Below are 13,360 nucleotides of genomic sequence, written 5' to 3' on the forward strand. Positions count from 1 at the left end.
AAAACGCCGCTCTGATGCAAATCGGGGCGGCGTTTTTCCGTTTTGTGGTCGCGTCAGGCTTTTATGCCGCTCATAATCAAAAGTGAGCTGTCTGCATGATCGCGTGTGGAAGAATCTGCGGTGGTGAAAGTCGCCGCGCGTTACGCGCCACGGCTTTCATTTCTCAATTCATCCCGGCGGTTTTACTTCTTGAGGTCTTCGACCACCTCGGGCTGTACCTGTGCCCAAGTCAACATGGTGAAAATCACCGTGCCGCCAAGCACATTACCAATCAACACGGGAACGAAGAACCCGAACAGCGCTTCTCCCAACCCCAGCTCACCCTGCACCATCAGGAATGCCATCTCGACCGAGCCTGCGACGATGTGCGTGAAATCACCCAGCGCAATCAGCCACGTGAAAAGCACGATTACCGCGACTTCGCTGCCTTGGGACGACGGCAACATCCAGACCAGTGCGGCAATCAGAATACCGGCCGGAATACCCCGCATCATACCCTCAAACGGTGGCATACCTGTGGCATGGCGGCTCAGGTCCATCATTGCTGCGGCGACATCATCTGCAAGCACATTACCATAGGCAAAGAAGCCTGCGATCAGAAACGCGCCGATGACGTTGGCAGCCAGAACCGTTGCCCAAAGTCGAAACATGCGACCGAATGCGCGACCGGTCGGGTTCAGCGTCACTGGAATGACCGTCGTGATCGTGTTTTCGGTAAAAAGCTGCATGCGCCCCAGAATGACCAACAAAAAGCCAAGGCTGTAGCCTGCGTTCTCGACGATATAGCGCCATGGTGCGTCTGGCAGATAGGCACGTAAGACCGACTCTCCCAGTACTGAGAAAGAAATCAGAATACCGGCCGCGACTCCCGAAAACCACAGGGCGCGCGTGGGGCGTTCCAGCTCTTCTTCGCCATTTCTGCGAATTGTCTCAAACACAAGACGCGGGGAAAGGCCCACGGCTTCCGCAACCGCTTCGCTTTCTTCGCGTTCGCGTGTCAGGTCGTGCGATATTTCATTAGACTTGGTCATTCAGTGTCTCCGTTTGTCAAAAGACATACGCATTGGCGATGTGAATTGTTCCACGGCGGAACAAAACAGGTTGCTTGGCGGTTGTGGCTGCATGTCGACAAACACGTTTAAATCTTGCCGCCCTCGTCCCGCATGAAAGTGCCCGCGCTCCAGAAATCTGGTACAGAGATATTGATGCAACCCGCGCGCTTGCAACGAGTGGCGCTGGCCCTTGCCAAACATGGGGTTTTGCTTCCGCTTGTTTTCGTACCGCCTTTTGTCTGGGCGGTAGCCGAGGGCGCGTGGTCCTTTGCACTGTCACTTTTGATACCTGCGCTTGCAGGTGCAGTGCTTTGGGCAACGGTGATCCGCCTGCCACTGCCCAAAGATCTGCGGCAGGTCGAAGCCGTTGTGGTGTTGGCGCTTCTCTTTGTCGTGACCCCTCTGATGTCCGTACCTGCATTCACGGTGCTCGGCATGTCGCCACTTGATGCCCTGTTCGAGGCGATGAGCGCCCTGACGACAACGGGTCTGTCGATGGCGGGAAGCACAAACGACTGGCCCTTTGCCGCGTTTTTCCTGCGCAGTTGGATGCAGTGGTGTGGCGGATTGGCGATGGCTACAGCGGTGCTGGCGATGCTGATTGGCCCGGGAGCCACGGCGCGCAAGCTCGGCAAGGTGAGCTTGGATGAAGGTGACAGAATTGCCTCGACCCGCAGCCGCGCGCGCCAGCTTTTGGGCGCATACGCTGGCCTGACAGTGGTCTTTGGCCTTGCCATCTCCGCGAGCGTCGGTTCCGTGCCAGAGGGTATGTTGCTCACCTTTTCTGCGGTCTCAACGGGTGGCTTTGCCTACCGGGCGGATTCAGTTGCGGGATACTCGGGTCTGACCCAAACGTTGGTTATTCTGGCATCCCTGGCGGGGGCTGTGTCGTTGCTGGCAATCGCGCTGGCTTTTCGAGGCGCTGTGCGTGATGCATGGAATATAGGGTCTCTGCAGCGCTTGGGCCTTTGGTGCGTTGGCGCTGTCACCATTCTGGTGGTTCTCATGTATTCTCTGGGCCAAGATGGCTATGCGGTTCTCATGTGGAACCTGCTGAGCGCCATCAGCACAGCGGGTTTTTCCGTAGGTGACATGCCTGCAGCGCCTGCTCTGTTGGTGTTCTTTATTGTCGTGATGATGATCGGTGGCGATTTGGGTTCGACTGCCGGGGGCGTCAAACTGGCCCGCCTGTCCACGCTCATGCGTGCTGCCAAACATGCGACCCGTGCACCGCGCCTGCCGGACAACGCCATCGCGCCGCTTCGTGAGCATGGACAGGTGGTCAAGGACCGTCAGTTGATTGCACTGATTTCGTTCCTGCTATTTTATGTAACATCCGTGATGGTGTTGTGGGTTGCCTTTCTGGCCTATGGCTATGCGCCGCTCCCTGCGCTTTTTGACATCGTTTCCGCCTTCTCGACGGTGGGCCTGTCCACAGGTGTCATCGCGCCCGATATTCCCGCGCCGCTCAAAGCGGCCACTGTCCTTGCGATGTTGCTCGGGCGGTTGGAATTTGTCGCTGTCATTTTACTGATATTGCCCAACACATGGGTCACCCCACCGCAAAGGAGATAGCCATGCGCACCGTTATTGTCGGCGGTTCCAAATTCGGAGTCGCCACCGCAGAGCAGCTGATCGACAAAGGTCACGAAGTTGTACTGATTGATAAGAACCGCCAGAAACTCGAGGATCTGTCACAACGGCTCGATTGCGGCATGATTCATGGCGATGGGTCTTCTCCCAAAATTCTGCGCGAGGCTTTCGCCAGCGAGGAAGACGTTCTGATTGCGCTGACCAATGCTTCGGATGGCAATATCCTGACAGCGCTCACTGCGCGGTCCGTGGGTTTCGCCAGGGTGATCCCTCAAATCATCGAAGCGGAACTGTTGGAGGTTTGCGTCGAACTTGATTTGAAAGACACAATCACTCCGCATGTCACCGTTGCGCGCAGCCTGTGCCGCGCGCTCGAAGAAGAGACCGAGCTTGCCCGTGACACCAATCTCACAGGTGATCTGCGCCTCTTGCGGGTGACGGTGATGGTCAAACAAGAAGGCTGTGCGCTGAGCGACCTTGACCTGCCCGATGACTGCCGGCCGGTTGCTCTGTTGAAAGATGACCATGAGAAATTTGCCGACGCCGATGTTACCCTGTCCGAGGGCGAAGAAATTCTCTTTGCCGTGCGGTCAGAGAAAGTCCGCGAGCTAAAGGCGCTTTTCGCTGCAACCTGAGCCTTAAAAAAACCGGCCCGACAGAGGGCGGGCCGGTATCTCGAACAGTCAGACTTTTAAAGTCTCGGTAGACGAAAAGAACATCGCCTGGCTCACGGCGACTTTTACCTGTTCTTCCGTATAGGGTTTGGCGATCATGAACGCAGGCTCGTAGCGATCGCCAGTCAGAAGCCGCTCAGGGTAGGCGGTGATGAAAATGACCGGTCGGTCGCCCAAATCGCTCAGGATGTCTTTGACGGCGTCGATTCCGGATGAATTGTCGGCCAGATGAATGTCCGCGAGGATCAGATCGGGCGTTTTCTGCCCTGCCAGCGTTACGGCAGCTTTGCGTGTTCTGGCGATCCCTGTGACCTCATGGCCCATGTCACTGACCATGCTTTCCAGATCCATTGCGATGAGCGCTTCATCTTCGATGATCATGACCTTGCCGGTGACCGAGGCTTCCATCTCTTTGTAAGCTGCGTTCAGCAATTCGCCCACTTCGCCTTTGGACAATGACGTGATCTGCGCGATCTCGGCGGATGAAAACCCTTCAATTACCGACATCAGCAATGCCTCGCGGCTATTGGCGGTCAACTTTGCCAGATGTGCGTGTGCTGCGGCAGACAGCTGCGTGTCGCTTTCACCGGACGGGGCACCGCTTGAATGCCAGATGACATGAAATACCTTGAACAATGCAAGCTTGGGGTGCAACGTGCTGTCGTACACACTGGCATCGGTAAGCAGCGCCTCCAGCGTAGCGGCGGCATAGGTATCGCCACTTTCCTGACTGCCTGTCAAAGCCCGCGCATACCGGCGCAAGTACGGCAACTGCTTGCCTACTTCTTCTGCAAGATTGGTCGCATTTGCTTCGTATGGCATCAAAATCTCCGATTTTTTTGAATTCTTCTGGAACCAAACGCATCAGTTGTGCGTTTGGTTCCCGTGCACAACAAATTTTTTTGAAAGGACGTCTGTAAAATGGCCAAGGAAGAACAGACAGGCAAGTCGTCAGATTTAATCGACGAAAACCTGAAACAGATATTTCAGCAAGAAGTGGACCGCGAGCTTCCTGATCGTTTCACCAACCTGATTGAACAACTGCGCGCCAAAGACGCTGCGAATACACAAGAGACGCGTGGGAAACGAGCATGACAGACCCGAGAGAAGAAATCGTCGAGCATATCAAGACGCTGCGTGCCTTCGCGCTGAGCCTGACGCGCAATCCTGCTTTGGCTGATGACATGGTGCAGGACACCGTTGAAAAGGCATGGACGAACATCGACAAGTTTCAGCCCGGCACCAACATGCGCGCGTGGCTCTTCACGATCCTGCGCAACACATATTATTCCAACCGACGCCGGGCCAAACGCGAGGTCGCGGACCCCGAAGGTGTAATGGTTGAAAAGCTCGCCGAGAAACCGGCCCATGACGGCCGTCTGCAGATGACCGATTTCCGCGCTGCATTTTCCCAATTGCCAGATGAGCAGCGTGAAGTGCTGCTGTTGGTCGGCGCATCGGGCTTTTCCTATGAAGAAGCAGCGGACATGTGTGGCGTCGCCATCGGAACGATCAAAAGCCGGTTGAACCGTGGACGCGCGAACCTTTCAGCGCTCATGCAGTTGCACGACGATGAATCCATGGAATTGACGGACGCTTCCACGCTTGCAGTCATTGCAACCAATGGCGCTGCTGCGTGAGGTAATTTGTGATATTCCAAGACAGGTTTGCGCGTTTCGGTCTGGCACCGCGCGCAATGATACTCGTGACGGTTGCTTTGCTTCCGCTGGGGCTGATTGCGTTGTGGCAAACGGATCGGATCATGAAAGGCGAACGCGAGGCGGCCAGTCGCGTTCTACTGGTCGTGACCGAAAAGGCCGCCGCACGCGAGCGCCAGATCATTGAGCGTGCAATCGGCACCGCAGCGGCCTTGGGCAATACGGCGCAATCCTTGTCAGATCAGCCGCAGCTTTGTGCCCAGACGATGCGCAACTTCGAACGCGGCAGTGCTTTTTACAGCTTTGTGGGTTTTGTCGGCGCTGATGGCTACACTGGCTGCGGGTCCGTCCTGCGCACGGCGGTGTCCGACAATGACAGTCTGGTCATGCTTATGGACAGCGAACGTCCGGGCCTTTACGTCAAACGCAATCCAGAGATGCCGGAAGACTCCGTGCTGGTGGTGGCCACACCTGTTTTTCAGAATGGCACCTATGCCGGGCATTTGCGCCTGCACATACCCCACGTCGGGTTTGAGCCGACAGCAGACAACCTCGATGGCGAACGCCCGCTCGGTCTTGTCACGTTTAACGAGAACGGCGAGATACTCACCAGTGAACGCATCCTGAAACGCGCCCGCAGCCTGCTGCCGGACGGCGTATTATTGACGGATTTGATAAGCAACGATCCCTACACCTTTACCGCGCAATCCACCTTGGGGGAGGAGCGCGTCTATGCTGTCGTACCGCTGGTGGACGGCAACGCTTATGCGTTGGGCACCTGGGACATAGATACCAGTCTGTTGCAATCAGACGCCCCCTATTGGCGCACGATTATTCTGGCGGTATTGATGTGGAGTGCGAGCCTCTTGGTGATCTTTCTCATCATGCAGCTCTTGGTAATCCGCGGCATTCAGCGGCTTAGAGGGCAACTGCGAGATTTCCGAGACGACCGCTTTCTACCGATTGGAGATATCACTGCACGCGGCGAGCTTTATGAACTTGAGGCTGAGTTTCGCGAGATGTCCGGAATGATCCTTCGTGACGAAGCCCAATTGGAAAACGCGGTTCACGAAAAGAACGTGCTGCTCAAAGAAGTGCACCACCGGGTTAAAAACAATCTTCAGCTCATCAATTCGATCATCAACATGATCCTGCGGGGTGCCCGCAGTGACGAAACAAAGCTCGTCGTTCGCCGCCTGCAAGACCGCATTATGGCGTTGGCATCAGTACACAGGTCGATTTATCAGGCGCAGTCCATGGACCGCGTTGATGCCGCCGAGATCGTGCGTGAAATCGTCAACCAAGGTGTCGCAATAGGCCTGCCGCGTGATTCAAGTGTGGAGGTCGATGTCGATCTTTCGCCGGTTGCGCTGTACCCCGATCAGGCAATGCCCCTGTCGATGTTTGTGTCCGAAGCGGTCACAAATGCTCTTAAATACGTTGGCAGCGATACACCGCGTATCACCGTCAGTTTGAAGAATGGGGCAATTGGAGCCAGCGATGGTGACACCCATGTGACACTGATCGTGGCAAATACAACTGATGCCGCCATTGATGACGTCGAGGGAACCGGCCTTGGCTCCCGATTGCTGCGTGCCTTCGCCAGCCAACTCGAGGGAGAGCTGACCACTTCGGATGCCGACGGCACGTTTACGCTGCAGCTGGTCTTCGGGGTTTCACAGTTTGAGCCCGAAGATGAGGACATGGCGCAGGCTGCTGAATAACCCCCTATTACCCGGTCAAAATACGACCGAGCCGCGTGTCAGATACGCGGCTCGGGTGCTTGAAACGGGCAAAGGGAAACGTCACGCAACCTGCACCTCTGGTGTCTCGTCGCGCTGCAAAGCATCCCGATAGTCGATCGGCAAGGTGATCAGCGTCAAACCCGAGCGATAGTCCTCCAATGCGGTCCCGAGCGCGTCAAGGTTTTCGACCCGGACGTGTTTCCACCCGAACGACTGCGCCAGCGCCTGCCAGTCCGGATTGCCAAAGGACAGCGGGGTGTGATCGCCTGTGTCCGCTTCTTGCTTGGCTTTGATCAGGCCGTAGCCGCCGTCCTCCCACAGGAGGACAGTGAAAGACAGACCCAGCCGCGCCGCAGTTTCCATATCCTGCACATTCATCATGAACTCGCCATCCCCGCAAATGGCCAGCACATGGCCGTGACGGCCCAGACGGGCTGCCGCAATTGCGCCGGGCAGGGCGATACCCATCCCCGCCAGACCGTTGGGGATGATGATCTGCCGCGTGGTGCTGGCCGCCAGATATCGGGCAACTTCCATTTTATGGGTGCCGACACCCGACAACACCAAAGTATCGCGGGCCAGCGTGCGTTCGACAATGCGCAACACATCGGCAGGGTGCAGCCCGTTGTCATGCCCGCCACGTGGGCGGCCACGCGCCTCGGCGATCTGTTTGACACACTCGGCAACGCCCGGATCCTCTGGCCAGACGTGTCCCTTCATAGCTGCGCTCAACCCGCGCAGGCTTTGGCCGATGTCGCCGGCTACATCGCAGGCGATGGTCCAGTCATGCTCCAACGTCGCTGGTAATGCAGCGATATGCAAAACCGGCACGTCTCCGCCAGAGGTCAAAGCGGCGGGCGGCACCTCGATAGGATCAAAACCAACAGCAATGATGAGATCGCGTGTGTCGATTACATCATCAATGTGATCGTCAAAAGGTTGCCCGATACAATGCAGATGCAGCGGGTGATCTGCTGGCAATATGCCCTTGGCCATGAATGTGGTCGCAAGCGGTATATTCGCCTGAGTTGCAAACTGTGCCATGTCGCGCGCGGCGCGGGCGCGGACGACACCGTCACCCGCAATGATCAGCGGACGCTGCGACTTTTTCAACAGATCAAGTGCTGACGCCATCGCCTTGGGGGCTGCCGTAGCAGTTGCAGGATGCGGGGCCGGTACCGGTTTCATCGTCGTGTTCGCTTGCGCCAAGTCTTCCGGCAGGGACAGATGCACTGCGCCGGGGTTTGGCTCCTGCGCAATGCGGATCGCCTCGGCGAGCAGGCCGTTGACCTCTTCTGCGCACATCAGGGTGCGGCTGAACTTTGTGACTGGCTCGAACAAACGTTCCAGATCAATTAACTGGTGCGAGCTTGTCTTGTTGAGTCGCGCCCGCTCCCCTTGGCCTGTCACGACAATCATGGGCGCATGGTCTAAATGCGCATCGGCCACTCCTGTCATCAGGTTCGTGGCCCCCGGTCCAAGTGTCGCGAAACACAGCGCAGGATGCCCCGTAAGCCGGGCATGCACGCTCGCCATATATGCTGCGGCCTGTTCATGCCGGGTCAGAACCACATCGATGGACGACGTTTCCAGCGCCTGCATCAAATGGGTGTTTTCTTCGCCCGGAACGCCATAGGCGGTGGTGACACCGGCCTCTTCCAACCCTGCAACCAACAATTCTGCAACGTTCATCACATGGCCCCCATGGCAGATACCGCATCCGCGACCCGACGGTAGGCGGCGACATTGGCGCTGCGTGCATAATCAGTGATCGTGCTGCCGTCTTCCTCAGCAAGAATGCGGTCATGAATGCCCCGCATCAGCGACTTAAGCGATGCGTCCACTTCCTCGGCTGTGCTAAAGCGCCGATGTGCGTTCTGGCTCATCTCCAGACCGGAGATGGCAACCCCGCCCGCGTTGCTCGCCTTGCCGGGAGCGTAGATCAAGCCTGCTTTGCGGATCTGCGCCAGCGCTCGGGATTCCAGTGGCATGTTTGCCCCCTCCGCCAGCAGACATGCGCCTGCGTTGCAGATATCCTTGGCGGCCGCCTCGTCCACCTCGTTCTGCGTGGCGCAGGGCAATGCGATGTCGTAGTCCGTTGTGCTCCAGGGCAATGCGCCCTCAAAAAACTCAAGACCCAGATGTTGCGGTGGCTGCGCAATGTCCTCGCCCGCTGCCTTGCGCGCTTGAACCCAAGCGACTGCATCCAGCGACATGCCATCAAGAGCCAGCAGTGTGCCGGCTGTGTCGGACAGGGAAACCACATGCGCGCCCTCACAGATAGCCTTTTCGGCGGCATGTGATGCCACGTTCCCTTTGCCGGAAATTGCTATGCGCGTGCCCTCCAAGCTCCGGTTCGCCTGAGACAACATCGCCTGCACGAAATAGATCAGACCATAGCCTGTCGCCTCGGTGCGCATTGCGCTGCCGCCGAAGGACTGCGCCTTTCCGGTCAGCGCGCCGTGAAAGGCACCACTGATCTTTTTATACGCGCCGAACAGCCAGCCGATTTCTCGCGTGCCTACGTTGATATCACCTGCCGGTATGTCAATGTCCGGCCCGATGTAGCGGGCGAGTTCCGCCATGAACGCCTGACAAAATCGCATGATCTCAGCATCGCTGCGGCCCGCCGGATCAAAATCTGAGCCCCCTTTGGCACCGCCCAACGGTAGGCCGGTCAGTGCATTCTTGAACACCTGTTCAAAGCCGAGGAACTTCAGAATGGACGGGGTCACCGACGGATGAAACCGCAGACCGCCTTTGTAAGGGCCGATGACGTTGGATGTCTGTACCCGCCAACCCCGATTTATTCGCACCATGCCCGCGTCATCCATCCACGTGATCCGAAACGAGATCACACGGTCGGGTTCTGTCAACCTCTCCATCACCTTCGCAGCAGCCCAGTCAGAATTGTTTTTCTCAATGGTAATAACGTCCTGCGTCACATCTGAAACGGCTTGGAGGAATTCAGGCTCATTCGGGTTTCGGGCGGTGATCTGGCCGATGAATTCTTTGGTTAATTGATGGCGATCTGTCATACTTCCTCAAAAGTTGCTCAACCCCCCAACAACTGACGCGCTGTATATGTTCCGGACCTGCTTCGGAAATTTGGCGTCGGTACACCTGACCCCCGGCACGGGCCATAGCGAGATTGGGTGGAACAAATTCCTGTGTGACGCGTTTTGCACTGACTGAAATGAACGGAGAACACATGGTTACTGACTGCAAGGCATGTCCTTTAAGGCGGCATGAGATTTTCCAAAAGACGACGCGTGAAGAAACGGAGAAAACGCAGCGGTTCAAATCCGGCGAGCTGGCAGTTGATCCGGGTACGCCGATCTTGGCTGAGGGTTCTAACGCGCCTCAAATTTACACAGCACTGCGGGGCATGGGCCTGCGCTACAAAGTGCTGTCCAATGGCCGTCGCCAAGTTGTAAACTTCATTTTCCCCGGCGATTTTATTGGATTGCAGGCGGGTTTAATCGGAGAAATGGGCCATTCGGTCGAGGCATCAACACATATGACGTTGTGCGTTTTCGACCGCAAAGACTTCTATGACTTTTTTCGCAATTCGACTGAGCGGGCGTTCGATGTCACATGGCTTGCCGCCTCCCAGGAGCATTTTCTTGGCGAAGCACTGACGACTGTCGGCCAACGCTCCGCGATTGCAGGTGTGGCATGGGCACTTGTGCAGCTGTTCCGCAAGGGCGACGCGCTCAACATGGTGCAAAATGACACGATGCCGCTGCCCTTTAAACAGCAAGATCTGGCAGATGCATTGGGTCTTTCACTCGTGCACACCAACAAGACGCTCGCGCGTCTGCGAGAGCGGCAATTGGCCAGTTGGTCCGAGGGCAAGCTGGTGATCCACGACGTTGAGCAACTTGCCGATGTCGCTGGGATGGAGTTGGAACAGATGCGGGTGCGTCCCGTTATCTGAGCTTCCGGCGAGAGCCCGCCCAACGCATGAGAACCCGCAAGTTCGGGGTCGGGCAAACGGGAATTATGCCACGCCTCAGTGCTGCTTTGCGTTTCGTCTGATCGTCGGTATCGATCGCGAGGTGGAAAGACAAACCAAGTGGCGCGCGCATCGCCGGATCTCAACAGCGATCCCACCCGCGTGATCCAAGGTCTCAGCGGGGCCGCCATCTACGGCACTGGAGCCATCGGGATCGCCTGTGGTCTGGCGATGCCGTCTGTTGGGTTGCTCAACATCTGCGATTCCGTTGCCCTCACCCAGGATGCTGAATGACGCTCTTACTTGGTTGAGCGGAACAATTCCGACCGCCATGCGTTCCCACAGAAGCAAAAGGATACAATATGTCTTGGGAAGAAATGCTCACCACAGCGCAGGAAAGTCTGATCACCTATTGGGATGGTTTGGTCGGATCTTTGCCGAAACTTGGTGCCGCCTTGTTCTTGATATTCTTGACGTGGGGTGCGGTCACGCTCGCCCGCGCGTTCATCCGCAAGCTGGGCAGCAAGACGCGCATGCGCAAGAACCTGACGGACGTTCTGTCCATGCTGGCGGGCACCGGATTGTGGTTGATGGGAACGCTCATCGCGCTTGCAATCGTTTTTCCTTCCATAACGCCCGGTAAGGCTCTGACCACATTGGGACTGGGGTCTGTCGCCATTGGTTTCGCCTTCAAAGACACCTTCGAGAACTTTCTCGCCGGCATTCTCATTCTGTTGCGCGAACCATTTGCGATCGGGGACCACGTTGAATGTGACGACATCGAAGGCCAGATCGAAGAGATCACCATCCGCGACACGCACGTGCGCCAGACCGATGGCCAGCTTGTTGTTGTGCCCAACCATCTTCTTTTTCAAAACCCGGTTACTGTGCGTACCAACCGCGACCTGCGGCGCACCACCATCATTTGCGGCGTGGCGTACGGCGAAAACGTCGACGACGCCCGCTCTGTGATTGAGGCCGCCGTGCGCGAGGTGGATTCGGTTCGAAATGACGTCAAGGATGTTCAGGTTTTCGCACAAGAGTTTGCGGCCTCTTCGATCAATTTCGAGGTGACATGGTGGACAGGCTCGCAACCGCTCGACATCAGAACGTCGCGCGACCAAGTGGTCGCAGCCGTAAAACGCGCGCTTGATGACGCCGGTATCGAAATCCCGTTTCCCTATCGCACGCTCACGTTCAATGAGCCGATCCCGGTGCGCGAGCAAGGCGCACAGGATAAGGCTGCTTAACCTGAGTACACGGAAAGCAAGATACGGCCTGCGCATGGCTACACCGCCCTGTTGGCTGCTGAACTGAACGCAGCAGCCAATGCGCAAACCCCGGCTCCGACACTGTGATGGGCCGCGAGCACCCGATAGATCACGGCCGGACAGCCGGGAAAAAGATCCGCCGTCTGACGCAATACAAAAAAAACGGCGCCAAACGGAACAAAACCTGACGATCGAGCGTTCTATGGGTATCAAACACTTAGAAGGAACACATCATGTTTAGAATTGTAGCACTCGTTATCGCAGTATCAGCGCTGGCAGCCTGCGAAACCACCAAGGGCGTTGGCCAAGACATCCAGAGCGCTGGCGAAGAGCTTGACCAAGCGATCTAATGCCGGTGTGGTGCGTTTGAAAGGCGGCTTGCAAGGGCCGCCTTTTTTGCACCCGCAACAATAAACAACTCCACTGCCGCACACTCGCGACAGACACCGGAACCTTTGATCCTCGCAACGCCCACCCTTGGGATGCTTGGTCACAGGCCAATGCATGACGGTTTGCCCGAGCAGAAAACACGGGATACGTGCGCATTCGGCTCCAAGAGCCGCTAAAAGGTCAGAATGCCCAGACGGCTCCCGTCGCTGCAAGTCCGATCAGGCCCATCCCCCATGCCACCCACAGCCCGTCTCGCGTCAGCAGGGCCGCGCTGAAAAACGCGATTGTCCCCGCAACAATTGAGGCCGAAAAGGGGATAAACTCAAGTATGGGCATCATGAGACCGCCAACTAAAAACAGGCTTAAAAGCATCTTTCGGGCAGCGCCACGAACCAGCGGTCGGAACCGTGTTTGCGTCGCGCCATCAAGGTAGGCGGCGCCTTTGCCCAACCACGCCAGCGCATCCCCCAGTCGCTTATTGGGAACTTTCTTGCGCCGCAAGAAACCGGGCAGCCAGATTTTTTTACGACCCAAGAGGGCCTGTGCCGCACAAGTGGCTATGATGAGGCCACAAACGGTAGACAACCCAGGGACGCCGCTGAGCGGAGTAGCTGAAAGAGAGGCGGCAAACAGGATGGCCGTGAGGTGAGAAGTGCGCCCAACAGCGTCGGAGATTTCAGAAACCGTGGTTTCATCCCCTTGCTGGCTTGCCTCTACGATTGTCTCAACCGTCTCCGTCAAACTGCTGCGTTCAGAATTCTGTACCATACCGCTCTGCGTCTTCCACAAAATCAAGAATTGAGCCGGCTGATCTGGCCAGACCCCTTTTCTCGACAACGCGCAAGCTACGGCGCCTGTTCCATCCTTCGGTTGTCAAAAGTCCATCTGTTGGGAGTGTAATAATTTCTTACGGTGACGCGCCCTTGGCCGCGTGTGTTACAGAAGGCAGAAAGCTATCCCTCTCGCGACTGAGTATGGCGCGATCGGGGGCTGTTGTCCAAGGCGGCGCGCAGGCCGGA

Annotated in this window: 14 protein-coding genes; 9 read left to right on the forward strand and 5 right to left on the reverse strand. The window is 57.0% G+C overall.

What is annotated here, in order from left to right:
- Positions 1 to 182 precede the first annotated feature (182 nt).
- Complete coding sequence (locus K5Q35_RS12160) at positions 183 to 1,031, reverse strand: formate/nitrite transporter family protein (RefSeq protein WP_220799751.1); 849 nt, start codon at positions 1,029 to 1,031, stop codon at positions 183 to 185.
- A 174-nt stretch (positions 1,032 to 1,205) separates the two neighbouring features.
- Here K5Q35_RS12160 and K5Q35_RS12165 point away from each other — a divergent pair, with 174 nt between their 5' ends.
- Positions 1,206 to 2,627, forward strand: a complete 1,422-nt coding sequence (locus tag K5Q35_RS12165; protein ID WP_259650531.1) for a TrkH family potassium uptake protein — start codon at positions 1,206 to 1,208, stop codon at positions 2,625 to 2,627.
- Between the two features lie 2 nt (positions 2,628 to 2,629).
- The gene (locus K5Q35_RS12170; protein WP_220799752.1) at positions 2,630 to 3,280 is read left to right on the forward strand and encodes a TrkA family potassium uptake protein; all 651 of its coding nucleotides are present in this window, start codon (positions 2,630 to 2,632) and stop codon (positions 3,278 to 3,280) included.
- 48 nt (positions 3,281 to 3,328) lie between these two features.
- On the opposite strand, the gene K5Q35_RS12175 is transcribed toward K5Q35_RS12170, so the two are convergent.
- A complete protein-coding gene (locus K5Q35_RS12175) occupies positions 3,329 to 4,141 on the reverse strand; it encodes a response regulator (protein ID WP_013960087.1) in 813 nt (270 codons plus the stop codon).
- Positions 4,142 to 4,240: 99 nt separating this feature from the next.
- On the opposite strand from K5Q35_RS12175, the gene K5Q35_RS12180 reads away from it, so the two are divergent.
- From K5Q35_RS12180 to K5Q35_RS12190, 3 genes are read left to right on the forward strand one after another with little or no spacing between them, the layout of a single operon-like run.
- Positions 4,241 to 4,414, forward strand: a complete 174-nt coding sequence (locus tag K5Q35_RS12180; protein ID WP_158308130.1) for a NepR family anti-sigma factor — start codon at positions 4,241 to 4,243, stop codon at positions 4,412 to 4,414.
- Positions 4,411 to 4,959 (forward strand): RNA polymerase sigma factor, encoded by a 549-nt coding sequence (locus K5Q35_RS12185; RefSeq protein ID WP_220799753.1) that lies wholly within the window; start codon positions 4,411 to 4,413, stop codon positions 4,957 to 4,959. The genes K5Q35_RS12180 and K5Q35_RS12185 overlap by 4 nt, the downstream gene beginning before the upstream one ends.
- A gap of 56 nt (positions 4,960 to 5,015) precedes the next feature.
- On the forward strand, positions 5,016 to 6,701 hold the full coding sequence (locus tag K5Q35_RS12190) for a sensor histidine kinase (protein ID WP_220799754.1): 1,686 nt from the start codon (positions 5,016 to 5,018) through the stop codon (positions 6,699 to 6,701).
- 81 nt (positions 6,702 to 6,782) lie between these two features.
- Here K5Q35_RS12190 and K5Q35_RS12195 read toward each other — a convergent pair whose 3' ends face one another.
- Together K5Q35_RS12195 and gdhA are read right to left on the reverse strand one after the other, a co-directional pair.
- Complete coding sequence (locus K5Q35_RS12195) at positions 6,783 to 8,414, reverse strand: acetolactate synthase large subunit (protein ID WP_220799755.1); 1,632 nt, start codon at positions 8,412 to 8,414, stop codon at positions 6,783 to 6,785.
- Positions 8,414 to 9,760 carry an NADP-specific glutamate dehydrogenase gene (gene gdhA / locus K5Q35_RS12200; RefSeq protein WP_220799756.1) on the reverse strand — a complete coding sequence of 449 codons (1,347 nt, stop codon included), beginning with the start codon at positions 9,758 to 9,760 and terminating at the stop codon, positions 8,414 to 8,416. Before gdhA ends, K5Q35_RS12195 begins: the two co-directional genes overlap by 1 nt.
- Positions 9,761 to 9,933: 173 nt before the next feature.
- Between gdhA and K5Q35_RS12205 the strand changes: the two genes are divergently transcribed.
- From K5Q35_RS12205 to K5Q35_RS12220, 4 genes are all read left to right on the forward strand, one after another.
- Positions 9,934 to 10,662 carry a Crp/Fnr family transcriptional regulator gene (locus tag K5Q35_RS12205; RefSeq protein ID WP_220799757.1) on the forward strand — a complete coding sequence of 243 codons (729 nt, stop codon included), beginning with the start codon at positions 9,934 to 9,936 and terminating at the stop codon, positions 10,660 to 10,662.
- Positions 10,663 to 10,800: 138 nt separating this feature from the next.
- Entirely contained in the window at positions 10,801 to 10,974 is a 174-nt protein-coding gene (locus K5Q35_RS12210; RefSeq protein WP_220799758.1) for a hypothetical protein, read from the forward strand.
- Between the two features lie 68 nt (positions 10,975 to 11,042).
- Entirely contained in the window at positions 11,043 to 11,930 is an 888-nt protein-coding gene (locus K5Q35_RS12215) for a mechanosensitive ion channel family protein (protein WP_220799759.1), read from the forward strand.
- A gap of 254 nt (positions 11,931 to 12,184) precedes the next feature.
- Entirely contained in the window at positions 12,185 to 12,301 is a 117-nt protein-coding gene (locus K5Q35_RS12220; RefSeq protein WP_220799760.1) for an entericidin A/B family lipoprotein, read from the forward strand.
- A 220-nt stretch (positions 12,302 to 12,521) separates the two neighbouring features.
- On the opposite strand, the gene K5Q35_RS12225 is transcribed toward K5Q35_RS12220, so the two are convergent.
- Positions 12,522 to 13,109, reverse strand: a complete 588-nt coding sequence (locus tag K5Q35_RS12225; RefSeq protein ID WP_220799761.1) for an exopolysaccharide biosynthesis protein — start codon at positions 13,107 to 13,109, stop codon at positions 12,522 to 12,524.
- Between the last annotated feature and the right edge of the window lie 251 nt (positions 13,110 to 13,360).

It is taken from the genome of Roseobacter sp. OBYS 0001, from assembly GCF_019654895.1.
GTDB classification, from domain to species: Bacteria; Pseudomonadota; Alphaproteobacteria; order Rhodobacterales; family Rhodobacteraceae; genus Roseobacter; species Roseobacter litoralis.